This is a genomic window from Streptomyces armeniacus (assembly GCF_003355155.1).
GTDB classification, from domain to species: domain Bacteria; phylum Actinomycetota; class Actinomycetes; order Streptomycetales; family Streptomycetaceae; genus Streptomyces; species Streptomyces armeniacus.
In genome coordinates this window covers 2,652,273-2,670,327 of sequence record NZ_CP031320.1, presented here as the reverse complement: position 1 = coordinate 2,670,327, position 18,055 = coordinate 2,652,273, and the positions used below count along the sequence as shown (strand labels likewise).

Sequence of the window (18,055 nt, the reverse complement as noted above, 5' to 3'; positions counted from 1 at the left end):
TCAGGCCCCGGTCGACTCGGAGGCGGACTTGTCGGCCTTCTCGGCCTCGTCCGCCTTCTTCTCGGCCTTATCGGCCTTGTCGGCCTTGTCCGCCTTCTTCGCCTTGGGAGTGATCGCCTCACCCTTGGGCTCGTCGGAGGACTCCTTGGCCGCGGCCTCGAAGAGCGCCTTCTTGTCGGCCTTGACCTCCGGGACCTTCATCGGCTCAGGGGCCGGCAGGCCCTTGAACTTCTGCCAGTCGCCGGTGACCTTGAGGATGGCCGCGACCGGCTCGGTCGGCTGGGCGCCGACACTCAGCCAGTACTGGACACGCTCGGAGTCCACCTCGATACGCGAGGGGTTCTGCACCGGGTGGTACAGGCCGATCTCCTCGATGGCCCGGCCGTCACGGCGGGTACGGGAGTCGGCGACGATGATGCGGTAGTGAGGCGAACGGATCTTGCCCAGACGCTTCAGCTTGATCTTGACTGCCACGGGTGTGGTGTCTCCTGGTCTTGACGTGGTTGGGCACGAGGGATGTCCACGTGGGGTTGCGGTGCCCGAGTGCCCGAATGGACGCGTCAGCCGGAGGAGAGAGGGGTCCTGTGCGGCTGTCGAGTACAGCCGCATATCATGCCACACCTCACCCTGGCCGCAGAAACGCGGCCCGGCAGGCCGCCTGCGGACCCCTCCCCGCGGCCTTCGCGCGCTGACGCGCTACGCGCGCCGCGCCCCCGTCAGCCCGCCACCGCCAGCGGCTCCGGCGTGCTGCCGCCCGACGCCTCCGGAATGCGGAACGGCTTGCCGCACGCCCCGCACATGATGGGGGCCTGCTCCAGAACGGACGGAACGACCCGGACGTTGCGCCCGCAGTCGCAGACGGCCTTGACCCGGACACCGCCCCCGGACGATCCGTGCCGCGCGGCGGGGCCGCGGAAGCTGCGGCGGGTGTCGGTGGCGGTGGCGACGGTGTGTGCCTTGAGGGCGCGCTGGAGGCGCTCGATCGTCGGGCGGTAGCGCCTTCTCGTCTCCGGGGCCAGCACCACGAGCGAGAAGCCACTGCTGGGGTGCGGCTCCTCGGCGTGGTCCAGGCCGAGCTCCTCGGCGATCGCCAGGAAGCGACGGTTGTGGTAGCGGCCGGCGCGCGAGGTGTCCCGGATGCCGCGGGCGGCGGCGATACCGTGAACGGCCTCGTGCAGCAGGCGTTCGAATGAGAGCTCGGCGCCACATGCGGACGACGACTCTCCGATCAGCGATTCAGGCGCGGCCAGATCCGGCAGCTCGTTGTGGTGCCGTTGAATATCGGCCCAGGCGGCTGCCAGCTCGGCGGCGAGGACTGGTGGTGTCGTGCTCACGTCGCTTACAACGAGCGGGGACCCCTTCGTGTTCCGATTCCGGGGCATCTCAAATAATTTGCACGTACCAGTCAGTTCACTCTGATGGGTCTGGACGAGGGCGGGTGCGCAGATCTGCGGAGAAGTCGCACACCTGCCTCATCCGAGGACGTACTGCCGGATGAGTACGCGCGGCGGGCGGCCGTACTCAGCGCTCCACTCCGCGACACACCGTGATCCCCCACTCTCTCAGAGGTGCCCCGGCGGCGGGGCACCGGCCCGGCGCCGCGGGCCGCGTACGTACGAACGCGCCGTCCGCAGCCCGGAATGCCGTAGCGAAATGCCCGGTTTAGCATGGTTTCGCGAACCGGACCGTTGTCGGCCCGCTGAGTGTTGCCGGTCAGTTCCCGGCAACCGCGGTGCCCCAGACGGCGACATATCGGCAGCGGATTGGGGCGCCCCGATGACACCCACGCTCGTACAGGACACTCACCTCCCGCAGCGTGCCCGCGACTGGGCCGAGATCCAGGAGCGGATGCTCGTGCCGCTCTACGAGGCGGTGTACGAGCGCCTCGACGTCGGGGCCGGTACGCGGCTGCTCGGCCTCGGCTGCGGCTCCGGGCTGGCGCTGCTGCTGGCGGCGGCGCGCGGCGCGACGGTCACCGGCGTGGACAGCGACGCGATCCGGCTCGGACTCGCCCGCGAGCGGCTCCTGCCGCAGCCCGCCGAGGGCGCGCGCCGGTGGAACGCGCGGCTCGTACGGCGCGCCGACGGCGTGCACGAGCCGGAGGCGGACGCGGCGCTTCCGCCCGCCGGCCCGCACCCCGACGTGGTGACCGCCTTCGACGCGCTCGCGCAGTCCGCCGAACTCGCCCGCACCGCCGCCTCGTTGGAGCGCGGCACCCCGGTCGTCCTCGCGGGCTGGGGCCCGCCGGAACGGTGCGGCGCGGCGGCCGTGCTGCACGTCGCGGCCCGGCTGACGGAGCCGCGCGCCGCGCGCCGCGGCGCGGCCGAGGGCGCCGCCGGCTGCTGGCAGCCCGGCAGCCGCGACGATCTGGAGGAGCTGGCGCACCGTTCGGGGCTGCGGCTGGACGGCTCGGGCCGGGTGGCGTGCCCGTTCGGCTACGCGGACATGGACAGCGCCGTACGCGGGCTGCTGTCCACCGGCCTGTACGACGACGCCGTACGCGCGACCGACCGGGAGCAGGTGCGCAGGGAGCTGGCCGGGGCCCTCCAGCCGCATCTGCGGGACGACGGCACCGTGTGGATGCCGAACCTCTTCCGCTACGTGATCGCCCGCGCCTGACCGGAGCCCGGGTCCCGTACGACAGGGGCGCCGTTGGCAGTATCCAGGATCCTGGATACTATCCAGGCATGCACGGCAGCGAAGAACGTTTCCTGACCCGCAACGGACTCGCGGCCCGCCAGCTCGCCGCGCTGCTGCTGCACCACGAGCCGGACTCACGCCTCCCCAGGCTCCGCGACTTCGCCGGCGAGCTCAAGGTCGGCAACGGCACCGTGCAGACCGGCCTCCAGCTGCTCGAGGAGGCGGGCGCCATCGAGACCAAGGCGCGCGGCCACCTGGGCACGTATCTGATACGGGCCGACCGCGCCCTGCTCTGGCGGCTGGCCGGTCTCGGCACGCTGCTCGCGGCGATGCCGCTGCCGTACTCGCACCGCTACGAGGGCCTGGCCACGGGGCTGCGCGCCGCGTTCGAGCAGTCGGGGGCGCCGTTCGCGATCACCTTCATGCGCGGGGCGGCGACCCGGCTCTCCGCGCTGCTGGAGGGGAAGGTCGATCTGGTCGTGCTGTCGCGGTTCGCCGCCGACCGGGTGCTGGCGGAGCACCCGGTGCGGCTGCTCGCCGACCTCGGCCCGGCGACGTACGTGGGGGCGCACGGGCTGCTGCTGCGGCGCGGGGTGCCACTGGAGACGGCGGGACTGCGCGTGGCCATGGACTCGTCCTCGGAGGACCTGCGGGCACTGGCCAGCAGGGCGTTCGGGCGGCGCGACGACATCGCGTGGATAGAGGCGTCGTACATGCAGCTGCGCGACCTCTTCGCGCGCGGCGAGGTGGACGCCACCGTCTGGAACCTGGACGAGGTGCGCGACCATCTCGGCCCCGACATAGACGTGCTGCCGCTCGGCGACGAGATCACCCGCGATCTCGCGCTCCGCAACTCCCGCGCCGCCGTCATCAGCCGCGCCGAGGGCACCCGGGCGCTGGACGCCGTACGGGAGTCGCTGGACTTCTCGCTCGTCACAGGCATCCAGTCCGAGGTGCTGCGCGGCGAGCGCGTGCCGCTCTACTGAGCCTCCCGCCTGCCGGGCGGCCACCTCCGCACCACTCCGGAAGCGGAACCCTCTACTCAAAAACCAGAATCCTGATTACTGTGGGCGCCAGCACGGGACAGACCCGGCACAGGACGGCCAGAGGACGGAAGGACGCGCCATGGAGGACAAGCTGGCCCGGCGGATCCAGCTGTTCCGCGAGACCGGGCAGGTACGGCCCGAGGTGGCCGAGTTCGTGTCCGCAGAGCTGGAGACGCTGGCCGCCGAGGGCCACCCCGTCTCCGAGGCGAGCGCGGGCATGCTCACCAGCCATCTGATGATGGCGCTCACCCGGCTCGTGAACGGCGCGTCCATCGACGAGTTCCCCGCCGACGACCACATCGCGGACGAGCTGGCCGACCACCCCGAGGCGGTCGAACGGTCCCGGGCCGTCGCCGTACGCGCCGAGCGCACGCTCGGGGCCACGCTCCCCGCGTCCGAGATCAACTTCCTGGCGCTGCATCTGGCGGTGCTGGCCCGGCAGTCACCCGCCAACGGACCCGAAAGGCAGGACACACCATGACGAAGATCCTCACCGGCGGAGTCGGCAAGACCGAGGTCGCCGAGGCGCTGAACGGCCTGCTGGACACCGGCCGCGTCGAGGTCGCCGTGTCCAGCGACATGGACGCGGCGATGAAGCTCCGCGCCGGACAGGCCGACTACTACCTCGGCACCTGCCACACCGGCGCGGGCGCCTCCCTCGGCCTGCTCCTCGGGCTGCTGGGCAGCGACGTCTGCCACACCTTCGGCCGCTCGGTGCCCAGCGAGGACGAGGTCAACTCGCTGCTGGACAGCGGCAAGAAGGTCTTCGGCTTCGGCATGGACCAGATCGCCGACACCACTCCCGTACTCGCCCGCGCGATCGCCGCGCGCGCCGCCTGACGTACGCGCACGCCTGACGTAGGCGCACCCCCTGGCGTACGCCGCCCGCCGCGGCCCCGTCCCCACGCGGGACCCGCCGCACCCCCGGCCCCCGCAACCAGCCCTCGCAACGCGTCCCCGCGCGGCACCGCAGCACCCCACTCCCCGATCCCGGCCAGGTCCCCGGCCACGAAGGCATGAAGGAGCAGTCCGTGAGCACCATATTGGCCAGCACGGCGGAGGCCGGAAGCAAGAGCCTCGACTTCTCGCTCGGACAGCAGCTCACGGTCATCGCGCTGTGCGCGCTCACCGCGTTCATCTCGCACATGGCGCTCGCCGTGTTCAACGACGGCGTACGGCCGTTCATGCTCGACTTCATCCAGGGCCGTACGACCCGCACCGCCACCACCGCCGTGGCGTTCGGGCTGTCCGCCGGGTTCATCTTCGGGCTCGGCGCGCCGATGGCGCTGGCCAGCGGCGTGCTCAACCCCTGGCTGCTGTTCCTGCCGACCGACGTGCTCGGCATCCTCTCGCCCAAGAAGTGGCTGGCGCCGCTGCTCGGCGGTGCCTGGGGCGCGGTCGTCGTCTTCGGGCTGGGCGGGGCCAACGACCTCGCGCACGAGCTGCCCGTCGACTTCCTGACGGCGATGCAGGAGATGTCGACGCCGATCCTGTTCCTGTTCACGCTGTTCCCGGTGCTGGCCATCACCAAGCAGTTCGGCCGGCTGCGGGGCGGCATCGCGGGCGTCGTCGAACTGGCCCTGGTCGTGGTCACGATGAAGGCGTGGCCGGACATCTTCCCCGGCGCCGTGGCAATGGCCGTGGGCGTGCTGATCCTGATCGGCTTCGCCGTCCAGAAGGACCTGAACCAGCGGCGGCTCGACCGCGCGGAGAAGGCGAAGGCAGCGGCGGCCGGCGACACCGAGGCCGCCGGGGACGCCGCCGACGACCCGATGAACTCGCTGTTCAGCGCGAGCGCGGCGCGGATACGGCGGTATCTGCCGCTGTACATGGCGCTCGGCGCGGGCGTGTGCCTCCTCGCGCAGATGCACGTCTTCGGCGGCGGCGAGGCCACCAGCTTCCTGATCGCCAAGGGCGAATACGCGGAAGCGGCGCAGGTCGACTTCTACCGCGTGTTCGGCTTCATCCCGCTGATCGCCACCACGGCGCTGGCCTCGGGCGCGTACGCCATCGCCGGGTTCACGCTCGTCTACCCGATCGGCTACCTCCTGCCCAGCCCCTGGCTCGCGGTGCTCGCCGGCGCGCTGGTGTTCGCCGTCGAGGTGCTGGCGCTGTCGTACCTCGGCAAGGTCCTCGGCCGGCTGCCGTCCGTACGGGACTCCTCCGAGCACCTGCGGAACGCGATCAGCGAAAGCCTGTGGCTGGCCATCCTGTTCGGCTCCCTGATGGCCGCCAACACCATGGGCGGCGGCCTCGGCATCATGATCGTCGGCGGGCTCTACCTGCTGAACGAGGCGATGGGCCGCGTCGTCGTACGGATGGCCGCCGCGCCCGCCGCCGTCCTCGTCGGCGGCGTCCTCCTCAACCTCCTCTACTGGCTCGACCTGTTCACCCCGGTCAAGGGCTGACCGCCGGAACCCCCGGCGCACCGCCGGGAAAGCACGCCAGGAAGGCAGCGCACCCCATGCACGACCTGCGGACCGTCACCGGTCCCCGTCCCCCCGCCCTCGTACGGGGCCCGGTGCTCCCCCACGAGCACCTCGCCCTGGACCTGTCCCGCGAGGGCGATCCGGACGCCGTACTCGACCCCGTACGGCACGCGGCGCCCGTCACGGCCGAACTGGCCGCCCTGCGCGCGGAGTACGGGCTCGGCCTCGTCGTCGAGCAGACCTGCCGCGGCATGGGCCGCGACCCGTGGGCGCTGGCGCGGATCTCGGCGGAGAGCGGGGTGCCGGTGGTGGCGGCCACCGGCTGGTACTACGAGCCGTTCCATCCGCCGGGGACCGCGGACGCCGGTACGGAGGAGCTGACCCGCGTACTGGTGGAGGAGGCCGCCGGCGGCCTCGACGGCACCGGCGTACGGCCCGGCGTGCTGGGCGAGATCGGCAGCCACGGCGACGCGCCCAGCGGGACGGAGCGCCGGGTGCTCACGGCCGCCGCGCACGCCGCGCTGGAGACCGGCCTGTCGGTGGCCACGCACGCGCAGCTGGGCCGGGGCGGCACGGCGCAGCTGGAGCTGCTGACGGCGGCGGGGCTGCCGCCGCACCGGGTGTGCCTGGGGCATCAGGACCTGCTGGACGACGCCGGTACGCACCGGGCGCTGGCCGCGTCGGGCGCGTACGTGGCGTTCGACACCGTCGGCAAGGAGAAGTACCAGAGCGACGCCACCAGGCTGCGCCTGCTGCTCGCGCTGCTGGAGGCGGGCCACGCCGACCGGGTGCTGCTGAGCTGCGACGTCTCGCGGCACGCGTATCTGCGCGGCGAGGGAGGACCGGGCTACGGGCACCTCTTCCGCGCCTTCCTGCCCAGACTGCGCGCGGCGGGCGCGGACGACGCCGTGATCGACCTGCTGACCAGGCGCAACCCGCTGCGCTTCCTGACGGGGGCGACAGGCACGGACGACGCCGTCGACGATGCTCCGCCGACACCACTGAGCAAGGAGCCGACATGACGAGCGCACCCCAGGACGCAGCTGCCGGCGCGCCTCCGCGCCTGCCGCGGACCCACCCGCTGGCCACCGTCCCGCTGGAGGACGCGGTGGCGCGGCAGCACAGGCTGCTGGAGTGCGTCGCACGGCACTTCGAGGGGGAGCAGCTGTTCGCCGCGGACGCGGGTGTCGTGCCCGGGCACGGGCGCCCGCGAACGACCGCGCGCGCGGAGGCCGTTCTCGCCGACTTCTTCGGCGCGGAGGACGCCGCCCTCGTGCAGGGCGCGGGCACCGGGGCGATCCGGGCGGCGCTCGGCGCCGCGCTGCGCCCCGGTGAGCCGCTGCTCATCCACCGGGCGCCGGTCTACCGCACCACCGCCGTGACGCTGCGCGGCCTCGGCGTGCAGCCGGCGGAGGTGGACTTCAACGACCGTACGGAGCTCGCCGACGCGCTCGGCTCCGGCAGCTTCCGGTACGCGTACGTGCAGCACTCGCGGCAGCGGCTGGCCGACGCGTACGACCCGGGCGAGGTGCTGGCGGCCTGCCGTGCGGCGGGCGTACGGACGGTGGTGGACGACAACTACGCCGTGCTGCGCGTCCCCGCCTCCGGAGTCGAACTCGGCGCCGACGCCTCCTGCTTCTCGCTGTTCAAGCTGCACGGCCCGGAGGGCGTCGGCGCGGTCGTCGGCACCGGCGAACTCGTCGGACGGGTGCGCGCGGACAACTACTCCGGCGGCGGCCAGGTCCAGGGCCACCAGGCGCTGGACGCGCTGCGCGCGCTGACGCACGTACCGGTGATGTGGTCGCTCCAGTCGCGGGAGGGCGCCGAGGCCGCCGAACGGCTCGCCGCGGGCGAGGTGCCCGGCGTCGCGGAGGTGCGGCTCGCCAACGTGCAGGACCGCTGCCTGCTCGTACGGCTGCACCGGCCCGTCGCGCGCGAACTGCCCGCGGCGGCGGCGCGTTACGGCGCCGCGCCGTACCCCGTCGGCGCCAACTCCCGCTACGAGGTGGCGCCGCTGTTCTACCGGCTCTCCTCGTCGTCCCTCGACGACTCCCCCGCGCTGGCCGACTGGACCGTACGGATCAACCCGATGCGCGCGGGCGCCGGCCTCGTCCTGGACATCCTCCGGCGCGCCCTGCGCGACCTGGGCGCCGACAGCGGCGGCCCCGAGCCGGACACGTACGGGCCTGACGCGGACGGGCCGCCCACCTGATGCCGCCCACCTGACGCGCCCCCCGAAAGCACCTCCTGAGCACAGCACCCCGAACCCCGAGAGCAAGGACTGACTGACCGTGTTCCTCGACACCGTCCTCACCCGGAACCCGCGGCTGGCCGAGACCGCCGCCGCGCTGCACGGGGACGGCGCCATCCCGCCGGACACGTACGTCGTGGACCGCGACGCCGTCGAGGCCAACGCGGCGCTGCTCGCCGCCGAGGCCGAACGGCTCGGCCTGACCCTGTGGTTCGTCGTCAAGCAGCTCGGCCGCAACCCCGAGCTGATCCGCGCCATCGCCCGCCACCTGCCGAAGTCCGCGGCCATCGACGCGGCGGAGGCACGCACGCTGCACGCCGCGGGCGCGCGCCCCGGCAACCTCGGCCACCTCGTACGCGTACCGGAGCGCGCGCTGCCGGAGATGCTGGGCTGGCGCCCGGAGGCGGTCACCGTCTTCGATCTGGACAACGCCCGCGCCGTGTCCGACGCCGCACGGCGGCTGGGGCTCGTACAGGACGTGCTCGTACGGCTGGAGGGCGCGCCGGGCGCGGGCTACCCCGGGCAGGAGGGCGGGGTGCCGCTGGACCGGCTGGACGCGTTCGCGGCGGCGGCCGAGGAGCTGCCGGGCATACGGCTCGCCGGGGTGACCGCGTTCCCGTGCCTCCTGTGCGACGCGGACACCGGTGAGCCGCGGCCCACCCCGAACTTCGGCCTCGCCCTCAAGGCCCGGGATCTCCTCGCGGGCCGCGGACACACCGGGCTGAAGCTGAGCGCGCCGAGCGCCACCTGCATGGCCACGCTGCCGCTCCTGGCCGAACTGGGCGCCACCCACGGCGAGCCCGGCCACGCGCTGACCGGGACGACGCCCCTGCACGCCGTGGACGCGGGGCAGCCGGAGGCGCCCGGCTACGTGTACGTCACCGAGGTCGCGCACACCCTCGCCGACGGCCGCCCGGCGGTGCACGGCGGCGGCTTCTACCCCCGCTCGGGCATAGCGGACGCGCTGCTGCCGCGCACCGGGCTGCGGCTGCGCGTGCAGGACGCGCCCGCCGAGAACATCGACTACTACCGGCTGCTCGATGCCCCGCCGCCGGGCGCGGACGTACGGGCGGGCGACACGGCCGTGCTCGCGTTCCGCACGCAGATCTTCGTCACCAGGAGCACCGTCGCGGTGGTGGCCGGTCTGTCGTCCGGTACGCCGCGGCTGACGGGGCTGTACGACGCGCTGGGCAGGGCCGTATGAGCAGGACCGTCATCCTCGTCGTCGACGGGCTGGGCGTCGGCGCGATGCCCGACGCGGGCGAACTGCGCCCCGGCGACCGGAAAGCCGACACCCTCGCGCACACCCTCGACCACTGGCGCGCGGTGAACGGCACGCCCCTGCGGCTGCCCGCCTTCGCCGCCCTCGGGCTGGGCGCGCTGCGCCCGCACCCGGACCTGGCGGAACGGGCGGCGCTGCCCGCCGCGTACGGCAGGGCGGCGCTCGGGTACCGCGGCGCGGACACGTACGCGGGCCACCAGACCATGATGGGCGCCGACTTCAGCGCCGTGACCGTCGCCCGGCTCGGCACGCACCTTCCGGAGGTGACCGCCGCCCTGGAGGCCGCCGGCCACCGCGTGGCGCGCCTGTCCGGCGAGCCGCTGTTGGAGGTGGACGGCGCGGTGCTCGTGCACGACAGCCTGGAGGCCGACCCCGGCGTCAACTGGAACGTGTCCGGACGGCTGTCGGACGCGCCGTTCGACACCATCCTCGCCATCGCCCGTACGGTGCGCGAAATGGCACCCGTCGCACGGGTGATCGCGGTGGGCGGGCACGCGGACGAGCCGCTGGCGCGGAGCGTACGGCACGGGGACGGTGGCACCGTCGGGCTGGACACCCCGGCCACCGGCTTCTACCGCAACGACGGCCTCCAAGTGCAGCACCTGGGCGCGCCGTTGGACCACACCCGGCAGCTCCCGGAGGCCGCCGCGCGCGCGGGCGTGCCCGTACGGCTGGTGGGCAAGGCGGCCGACATCCTGGCCTGTGACGCGGCGCAGCGCAGGCCCGCCGTACGCACCGGGGAGGTGCTGGAGCACACGCTGGAGGCCGTACGGGAGGCCGCGCCCGGCGGGCACGCGCTCGTCGTCGCGAACGCGCAGGAGACGGACCTGGCCGGGCACCAGCAGGACCCCGCGCGCTTCGGCGCAGTCCTGGCACGCGTGGACACGGGGCTCGCCGAGCTGACGCGCCTGCTGGACGCGCCGGGCGACCGGCTCATCGTCACGGGCGACCACGGCAATGACCCGACGGCCGGACACGCGTACCATACACGGGAGTTCGTGCCGGTGCTCATCCACAGGCCGGGGGCGGAGGGCGCCGTACGGCTGCCGGACGCCGCCACGCTGGCGGATGTCGGCGCGACAGCCGCACGGGCCCTGGGCCTCGGCCCGGACGTGCTGGGCAGCGGGTCGCCGCTGCTGTGAACCCGCCACCGACGTGCGGTCCGGGCCGGTCCCGTGCGCGCGGCTACTCCTTCTCGCCCGTGACGCGCGCCGGCCCGGCGGGCCCCGTCTCGCCGACCGGGCCCGTACGGTGCCGGGCGGGGTTCCGCTCCCGCCGCCCGTCGTCGAGCAGCGCGTCGAACAGCGCCCGGCCGCGCACCATGGCCTCCCGCAGCTGCTCGGTGCCCAGCTGCCCGAGCGCCGCCGCGTGCAGCAGCCGGCGCCCGTCGGCCTGCAGCGGGTAGTGCACGGAGAGCGCCTCGAACTGGCGGTCGTGCTGGCCTGCGGCCGGGAACCCGCGGTCCGCCGCCAGCTGGGCCAGCAGCGCGTCCGCCTCGTTCACCGCCTGCTGCGGCGAGGCGACGAACCGCTCCTGGACGGTGGTCCAGCGGGACAGGTACGCGTCGTCCGCGCCGAAGGCGAGCGGCGTCGGGTTGAGGGTGCCGTACTCGTCCATACGGTCGCCGAGTTCGCGGTCGGCCGCCTCCGTGTCGCCGCCGTGGCGCTCGAGCACCCGCTCGTACTCGGGCCCGAAGTGCTGCCGGAGTTCGCGGCTCCGGGCGCCGCGGCGGCTGCGCACCCCGTAGAGGACGCCCGCGACGGCGACGGCGACCACGGCGATCAGGACGACGGTCAGGACTGTGGACACGGCTGTCCACCTCCGGCTCTGTCGGGTAACTGGCTTGTCACCGCGCCGGGTAGCCGGGGCAACGGGCGGTAAACCACTGCCCGTTACGCGCTGCCGAGGCCGCCCCGCGCTCAGGCGCCCGCCCCCGGCCACTCCTCCGCCGTGAGGGCGAAGCGCTCGTGGTCGCGCCAGGCGTCGTTGAGGTAGAGCATGCGCGGGGAGAAGCCCTCGTGCCGGAAGCCGAGGCGTTTGGCCATCGCGAGGGACCGTTCGTTCTCCGGCTGGACGTTGATCTCCAGGCGGTGCAGCCCGAGCCCGTCGGGCCCGGCCGCGAAGCACCGGTCGACGATGAGCCGCAGCCCCTCCGTCATGCGGCCGGTACCCGCGTACGGGACGTAGCTGTCGTAGCCGAGCGAGGCGTTGAGGAAGCGGCCGCGGACGATGTTGGCGACGTTGACGCGGCCGACCAGGCCGTCGTCGTCCCGGTTGAGGATCATGAACGAGCGCAGTGTCGCGCCCTGCCGCCGCAGCAGGTCGGGGAGGCCGTCCGGCTCCACCGGGTTCCACGGGCTGAGGTGGTCGGCCGAACGCACGACGGCCTCGCTGTACGCCCGCTCGTCCTCGGGCCGCGGGGGGCGGATGTATACGCGCATGTGTCACATCATCCACCGCCGCGCCCCTCAGCCCGGCTCGGGCCCGCTCACTTCGGCGGCAGGATGTCCTTGAACTCCTGCGGCAGCTCGAAGTCCCCGGGGTCCTCCCCCGCGCCCGGCAGCCCGAACGCGCCGCCCGCCTGCGCGGCGGCCCGCCGCTCGGCCGCGGCCTGCTCCTCCTGCTTGCGCTTCATCGGGTTCCCGGACTGGCGCTTGCCCTTGGCCTTCTTCTGCGGCTTGCCCTTCTTCTTCGTGGCACCGCCGCCGCCCATGCCCGGCATCCCGGGCATCCCCGGCATGCCGCCGCCCTGGGCCATCTTGGACATCATCTTGCGGGCCTCGAAGAACCGCTCCACCAGGTTCTTCACCGCGCTGACATCCACGCCGGAGCCCTTGGCGATACGCGCCCGCCGGGACCCGTTGATCAGCGTCGGCTCGGCGCGCTCGCCGGGCGTCATGGACTTGATGATGGCGGCCGTACGGTCGACGTCGCGCTCGTCCAGGTTGTTGATCTGGTCCTTCATCTGGCCCATGCCGGGCATCATGCCGAGCAGTTTGGAGATGGAGCCCATCTTGCGGACCTGCTCCATCTGCGCCAGGAAGTCGTCGAGCGTGAACTCCTTCGGTCCCTTCGCCAGCTTGGCCGCCATCTTCTCGGCCTCTTGCTGGCTGAAGGTCTGCTCGGCCTTCTCGATCAGGGTGAGCATGTCGCCCATGCCGAGGATGCGGGACGCCATGCGGTCCGGGTGGAACGCGTCGAAGTCGTCCAGCTTCTCGCCGTTCGAGGCGAACATGATCTGCTTGCCGGTGACCTGCGCCACCGACAGCGCGGCACCGCCGCGCGCGTCGCCGTCGAGCTTGGACAGCACGACGCCGTCGAAGCCGACGCCGTCCCGGAACGCCTCGGCCGTCGTGACCGCGTCCTGGCCGATCATCGCGTCCACGACGAACAGGATCTCGTCCGGGCTCACCGCGTCCCGGATGTCCGCGGCCTGCTGCATCAGCTCCTGGTCGATGCCGAGCCGGCCGGCGGTGTCGACGACCACCACGTCGTGCTGCTTCTCACGGGCGTGCGTGATCGAGTCCTTGGCGACCTGGACCGGGTCGCCGACGCCGTTCCCGGGCTCCGGGGCGAAGACGGCGACGCCCGCGCGCTCGGCGACGACCGCGAGCTGGTTGACGGCGTTCGGGCGCTGGAGGTCGCAAGCGACCAGCATCGGGGTGTGGCCCTGCTGCTGCAGCCAGCGCCCCAGCTTCCCGGCCAGGGTCGTCTTGCCCGCGCCCTGCAGACCGGCCAGCATGATCACGGTCGGCGGGTTCTTGGCGAACCGGAGCCGGCGGGTCTCGCCGCCGAGGATGCTGATGAGCTCCTCGTTGACGATCTTGATGACCTGCTGGGCCGGGTTCAGCGCCTGCGAGACCTCGGCCCCGAGGGCGCGCTCCTTGACCTGCTTGATGAAGGCGCGGACGACGGACAGCGCGACGTCCGCCTCCAGGAGGGCGATACGGATCTCGCGCGCCGTGACGTCGATATCGGCCTCTGTGAGGCGGCCCTTGCCCCGGAGGTTCTTGAAGGTCGCTGCGAGGCGATCGGAAAGAGTGTCGAACACGGCGGTCGCGGATCCTTCGGGTCGGATGTCATGCGGGCAGTCGACCCCCAAGGGTATCCGCCTTGCGGGGCAAGCGGTCATCCCTGGTCGGCCACGGTCAGCCGGTCAGCGCCCGTTCCAGCTCCCGTGCCAGCTCGGAGGCTTCCGTCGCGGGCAGCGGAGCGCCCTCGGGGCCGGTGACGTAGAAGGCGTCGACGGCGTTGGCCCCGAGCGTACTGACGTGTGCGCTGCGCACCGTCACCCGCGCACGCTCCAGCGTACGGGCGACGCGGAACAGCAGCCCCGGCGCGTCCTGCGCGCGCACCTCGATCACCGTCGCGAGCTGCGACCCGGTGGCCGCGACGGTCACGCGCGCGGGCGGCGCCTCGGACGTACGGCCGCGGGGTCTGCGGTACGCGGCCTCCCGCTCGCCGAGCCGCGCGGCGACGTCCAGGGCGCCGTCGAGGGCGCGTACGAGATCAGCCCGCAGCCGGTCGGGCTCGGGCAGCGCACCGTACTCGGCGGCGACCCGCCAGCTCAGCAACAGCACGGAGGGGCCGTTCCCGACGTGCGCGCCGTCCCCGGCGTCCCCGCCGCCCGGCTCGGTGACCTCCGCCGGCAGCGGCAGCCGCCGCAGCTCCGCGGCGCGCACGGTGAGCCGGTGCAGGGCCAGTACGCCCGCCACGGCGGGCAGTACGCCCGGCCGCTCGGGCAGCGCGACGAGCAGCTCGGCACCGGCGGGTTCGCCGCCCGGGGCGCCCGGCGCGCCCTCCGCACCGTCCGCGCCCTCCGGCTCCGCCCCCGTATGCAGCACGAGCGCGGGCCCGCCGGTGCGCCACGCGTCCAGGGCGAGCCGTTCGGTCTCCGCCGTCGGCTCGTACGGCTCGGCCCCCGCGTCGGCCGCGCCGCCCGCGAGCACCGCGCCCACCCGCTTCACCAGGTCGGCCACCAGCCCGCCGCGCCAGGCCGACCAGGCGGCGGGCCCGGTGGCGAGGGCGTCGGCCTCGGTGAGCGCGCGCAGCAGTTCCAGGGTGCCGGGGGCGCCGATCGCCTCGGCGGCCGACTCGACGGTCGCCGGGTCGTCCAGGTCGCGGCGCGTCGCGGTCTCCACGAGCAGCAGGTGGTGCCGTACGAGCGTGCCCAGCACGTCCACGTCGGCGGGCTCGAAGCCGATACGGGCCGCCATGTCCCGCGCGATGGTCGCGCCCACCACGGAGTGGTCGCCCGGCCAGCCCTTGCCGATGTCGTGCAGCAGCGCGGCGACCAGCAGCAGGTCGGGCCGCTGCACGCGGCGGGTGAGCGCGGAGGCGCGTACGGCGGTCTCGACCAGGTGCCGGTCGACGGTCCAGGTGTGCACGGGGTTCCGCTGCGGGCGGCACCGTACGCGGTCCCAGTCCGGCAGCAGCACCGTGACCAGCCCGGCGTCCTCCATGGCCTCCCACACCGGTACGGTCGCCCGGCCCGCGCCGAGCAGCCGTACGAACTCCTGCCGCGCCTCCGCCGGCCACGGCACCGGCAGCGGCGGCGCCGCCTGCGCGAGCCGCCGTACGGTCGGCAGCGTCAGCGGCAGCCCGGCCTGCGCGGCGGCAGCGGCTGCGCGCAGGGGGAGCACCGGGTCGCGTTCGGGGCGCGCCGTACGGGCGAGGGTGGCCTCGCCGTCGTGTTCGACGACACCGTCCGCCAGCGGCGTACGCTCCTGGCGCGCGCCGCCGCGGGCGCCCAGCAGGCCGCGCAGGCGCTGCCGCCCTGAGCGGCCGCGCAGCACCCGGCCGACCTCGCGCCAGGTGACGTCGCCGGCGTACGAGAGGGTGCGCGCCGCCTCGTACACCTGCCGCAGCAGCGTGTCCGCGTCCAGCAGCCCGAGGTCGGCCGCGACCTGGTCCTGGTCCTGGAGCGACAGCCGGTCGCCGGCCCGGCCGGTGGCGAGCTGAAGCGCGTCGCGCACGTCGAGGAGCGTGCGGCGGGCCTGTTCCAGGCCCTCGCGGGGGGCGTCCGCCAGCCAGGAGGCGGCGACGGCGCGGAGCGCGGTGGCGTCGCGCAGGCCGCCGCGCGCCTCCTTCAGGTCCGGTTCGAGCAGGAACCGCAACTCCCCGTGCCGGTCCGCCCGTTCGCGGCACAGCTCGTGCAACTCCGGCAGCCTGCGCGGCGCCTGGGCCCGCCACCGCGCCAGCACCGCCGTACGCAGCGCGGAGGTGAGCGCGGGGTCGCCGGCCAGATGGCGGGCGTCGAGCAGTCCCAGCTGCACCTTGAGGTCCTCGTCCGCGGTCTTGCGCGCCTCGGCCGGCGTCCGTACGGAGTGGTCCAGGGCGATGCCCAGGTCCCACACCGGGTACCAGATCCGGTCGGCCAGCTCGGCGAGCTCCGCCGAGCCGGTGCTGCCGTCGTGCAGGAGCAGCAGGTCGAAGTCGCTGCGCGGCGACAGCTCGCCGCGCCCGTACCCGCCGGTGGCGACGAGGGCGGCGCCGGGCCGCGCCCCGCCGAACAGGCCGGCCAGCCAGTGGTCGGTCAGCCGGGACAGCTCGGCACGGCGCGACGGCCCCGGCCGCGCCGTGCCCCGCAGGAGGCGCCGCCGGGCCGTCGCGTAGTCCCTGGGCGCCACGTCAGAGGGCGTCCGGGCCACGCTCGCCGGTCCGCACCCGTACCGCCGTGTCGACCGGCAGGCTCCACACCTTGCCGTCGCCGATCTTGCCGGTACGGGACGCCTTCACCACCACCTCGATCAGCTGCTCGGCATCCTCGTCCTCGGCCAGCACCTCGATCCGCACCTTGGGCACCAGGTCGACGGTGTACTCCGCGCCCCGGTAGACCTCGGTGTGGCCGCGCTGGCGCCCGTACCCGCTGGCCTCGGTGACCGTGAGGCCCTGCACGCCGAACGCCTGCAGCGCTTCCTTGACCTCTTCCAGCCGGTGCGGCTTGATGACCGCCGTAATGAGCTTCACGCGTCCACCTTCCTGGTCTGCTTGCCCGTCTCGCTGCCCGCGGCGCCGTGCACCGGAGCGGTGCCACGCGCGGCCGAACCGCCCGCCGCGCTCGAGTCGTACGCCGTCTCCGCGTGGAACGCCTGGTCGAGACCGGCCACCTCGTCGTCCTCCGCGGCGCGGAAGCCGACCGTGGCCTGCACCAGCCGGGCCAGCAGCCAGGAGACCACGAACGAGAACGCCATCACCGAGAACGCACCGACCGCCTGCTTGCCGAGCTGGCTCGCGCCGCCCACGCCGTCGATGGCGAGGACGCCGACCAGCAGCGTGCCGACGACACCGCCGACCAGGTGCACACCGACGACGTCGAGCGAATCGTCGTAGCCCAGCTTGAACTTGAGGCTCACGGCCCACGAGCAGAGCGCCCCGGCGGCCAGGCCGATCAGGATGGCGCCCATCGCGTTGACGTGCGCGCCGGACGGCGTGATCGCGACCAGCCCGGCGACGGCACCGGACGCGGCGCCGAGGGTGGTGAACGCGCCGTGCCGCACCCGCTCGTACGCCAGCCAGCCGAGCATCGCGGCGCCCGTGGCGACCTGCGTGTTGAGCGCCATGGTGGCGGCCGTGCCGTCGGCGGCCAGCGCGGAGCCCGCGTTGAAGCCGAACCATCCGAACCACAGCAGCGCCGCGCCGAGCATCACCAGCGGCAGGCTGTGCGGGCGCATCGCGTCCTTGCGGAAGCCGATGCGCTTGCCGATGACGAGGACGGCGGCGAGCGCGCCGATGCCCGCGTTGATGTGGACGGCGGTGCCGCCCGCGAAGTCGATGACCTCCAGCTCGAACAGCCAGCCGCCCTCAGCCCACACCCAGTGCGCGACCGGGAAGTAGACGAACGTCACCCAGAGCGCGATGAACAGCGCCCACGCGCTGAACTTCACCCGGTCCGCCAGCGCACCGCTCATCAGGGCGGGCGTGAGCACGGCGAACATCAGCTGGAAGAAGACGAACGCGAAGACCGGAATGCCTTCCTTGCCGTCCGTGAGCGTCGTGACGTCGATGCCCTTGAGGCCGATGTGGTCGAAGTTGCCGATGACTCCGCCGTTGTCGGAGCCGAAGGCAAGCGAGTATCCGTACAGCACCCAAAGGACGCTGACGATGCCCAGCGAGACGAAGGACATCATGAGCATGTTGAGTGCGCTCTTGACCCGGACCATGCCGCCGTAGAAGAAGGCGAGGCCGGGCGTCATCACCATGACCAGCGCTGCGCTGATCAGTACGAAGGCGGTATCCGCGCCGTTCAATGTGGACGTCTCCTCGGTGTAACGACCCGTTGGGGGCAGGATCTGATGGGCCGGATTGCGCCACAGAATCCCGAGGCCCCGTTTCGGCCGGTGCCGCGAGGTGTTTCACCGCGGTGACGAAGACGCGCGCGTTGTTACGCCTGGATGAACGGACGGCC

17 protein-coding genes are annotated in these 18,055 nt (G+C 73.5%); 9 read left to right on the top strand and 8 right to left on the bottom strand.

What is annotated here, in order from left to right; all coding sequences use genetic code 11:
• Both rpsP and DVA86_RS11650 read right to left on the bottom strand, forming a co-directional pair.
• The gene (gene rpsP / locus DVA86_RS11655) at window positions 1-474 is read right to left on the bottom strand and encodes a 30S ribosomal protein S16 (protein ID WP_208877942.1); all 474 of its coding nucleotides are present in this window, start codon (window positions 472-474) and stop codon (window positions 1-3) included.
• Between the two features lie 242 nt (window positions 475-716).
• The gene (locus DVA86_RS11650; RefSeq protein ID WP_208877941.1) at window positions 717-1,382 is read right to left on the bottom strand and encodes a hypothetical protein; all 666 of its coding nucleotides are present in this window, start codon (window positions 1,380-1,382) and stop codon (window positions 717-719) included.
• 394 nt (window positions 1,383-1,776) lie between these two features.
• On the opposite strand from DVA86_RS11650, the gene DVA86_RS11645 reads away from it, so the two are divergent.
• The 9 genes from DVA86_RS11645 to DVA86_RS11605 all read left to right on the top strand — a co-directional run bounded on the left by DVA86_RS11645 (window position 1,777) and on the right by DVA86_RS11605 (window position 10,790).
• On the top strand, window positions 1,777-2,619 hold the full coding sequence (locus tag DVA86_RS11645) for a methyltransferase domain-containing protein (RefSeq protein ID WP_208877939.1): 843 nt from the start codon (window positions 1,777-1,779) through the stop codon (window positions 2,617-2,619).
• A gap of 68 nt (window positions 2,620-2,687) precedes the next feature.
• The gene (yhfZ, locus tag DVA86_RS11640) at window positions 2,688-3,626 is read left to right on the top strand and encodes a GntR family transcriptional regulator YhfZ (RefSeq protein WP_208877938.1); all 939 of its coding nucleotides are present in this window, start codon (window positions 2,688-2,690) and stop codon (window positions 3,624-3,626) included.
• A 139-nt stretch (window positions 3,627-3,765) separates the two neighbouring features.
• Window positions 3,766-4,167, top strand: a complete 402-nt coding sequence (locus DVA86_RS11635) for a PRD domain-containing protein (RefSeq protein ID WP_208877936.1) — start codon at window positions 3,766-3,768, stop codon at window positions 4,165-4,167.
• Window positions 4,164-4,526 (top strand): DUF2620 family protein, encoded by a 363-nt coding sequence (locus DVA86_RS11630; RefSeq protein ID WP_208877934.1) that lies wholly within the window; start codon window positions 4,164-4,166, stop codon window positions 4,524-4,526. Before DVA86_RS11635 ends, DVA86_RS11630 begins: the two co-directional genes overlap by 4 nt.
• Before the next feature lie 191 nt (window positions 4,527-4,717).
• Window positions 4,718-6,094 (top strand): YhfT family protein, encoded by a 1,377-nt coding sequence (locus DVA86_RS11625; protein WP_245996503.1) that lies wholly within the window; start codon window positions 4,718-4,720, stop codon window positions 6,092-6,094.
• A 56-nt stretch (window positions 6,095-6,150) separates the two neighbouring features.
• The gene (locus DVA86_RS11620) at window positions 6,151-7,137 is read left to right on the top strand and encodes a phosphotriesterase family protein (RefSeq protein WP_208877931.1); all 987 of its coding nucleotides are present in this window, start codon (window positions 6,151-6,153) and stop codon (window positions 7,135-7,137) included.
• Entirely contained in the window at window positions 7,134-8,327 is a 1,194-nt protein-coding gene (locus tag DVA86_RS11615; protein ID WP_208877930.1) for an aminotransferase class V-fold PLP-dependent enzyme, read from the top strand. Before DVA86_RS11620 ends, DVA86_RS11615 begins: the two co-directional genes overlap by 4 nt.
• A 79-nt stretch (window positions 8,328-8,406) precedes the next feature.
• Entirely contained in the window at window positions 8,407-9,570 is a 1,164-nt protein-coding gene (locus DVA86_RS11610) for an alanine racemase (protein ID WP_208877929.1), read from the top strand.
• Window positions 9,567-10,790 carry a phosphopentomutase gene (locus DVA86_RS11605; protein WP_208877927.1) on the top strand — a complete coding sequence of 408 codons (1,224 nt, stop codon included), beginning with the start codon at window positions 9,567-9,569 and terminating at the stop codon, window positions 10,788-10,790. Before DVA86_RS11610 ends, DVA86_RS11605 begins: the two co-directional genes overlap by 4 nt.
• A 43-nt stretch (window positions 10,791-10,833) precedes the next feature.
• On the opposite strand, the gene DVA86_RS11600 is transcribed toward DVA86_RS11605, so the two are convergent.
• The 6 genes from DVA86_RS11600 to DVA86_RS11575 form a co-directional block, all read right to left on the bottom strand.
• Window positions 10,834-11,457, bottom strand: a complete 624-nt coding sequence (locus DVA86_RS11600; RefSeq protein WP_208877925.1) for a hypothetical protein — start codon at window positions 11,455-11,457, stop codon at window positions 10,834-10,836.
• Between the two features lie 110 nt (window positions 11,458-11,567).
• Entirely contained in the window at window positions 11,568-12,089 is a 522-nt protein-coding gene (locus tag DVA86_RS11595; protein ID WP_208877924.1) for a GNAT family N-acetyltransferase, read from the bottom strand.
• A gap of 47 nt (window positions 12,090-12,136) precedes the next feature.
• A complete protein-coding gene (ffh, locus tag DVA86_RS11590) occupies window positions 12,137-13,699 on the bottom strand; it encodes a signal recognition particle protein (RefSeq protein ID WP_208877923.1) in 1,563 nt (520 codons plus the stop codon).
• Window positions 13,700-13,796: 97 nt separating this feature from the next.
• Window positions 13,797-16,277 carry a [protein-PII] uridylyltransferase gene (locus tag DVA86_RS11585; RefSeq protein WP_245996502.1) on the bottom strand — a complete coding sequence of 827 codons (2,481 nt, stop codon included), beginning with the start codon at window positions 16,275-16,277 and terminating at the stop codon, window positions 13,797-13,799.
• 1 nt (window position 16,278) lies between these two features.
• Entirely contained in the window at window positions 16,279-16,617 is a 339-nt protein-coding gene (locus DVA86_RS11580) for a P-II family nitrogen regulator (protein WP_208877919.1), read from the bottom strand.
• Window positions 16,614-17,897 carry an ammonium transporter gene (locus DVA86_RS11575; protein ID WP_208877917.1) on the bottom strand — a complete coding sequence of 428 codons (1,284 nt, stop codon included), beginning with the start codon at window positions 17,895-17,897 and terminating at the stop codon, window positions 16,614-16,616. The genes DVA86_RS11580 and DVA86_RS11575 overlap by 4 nt, the downstream gene beginning before the upstream one ends.
• Window positions 17,898-18,055: the final 158 nt, after the last annotated feature.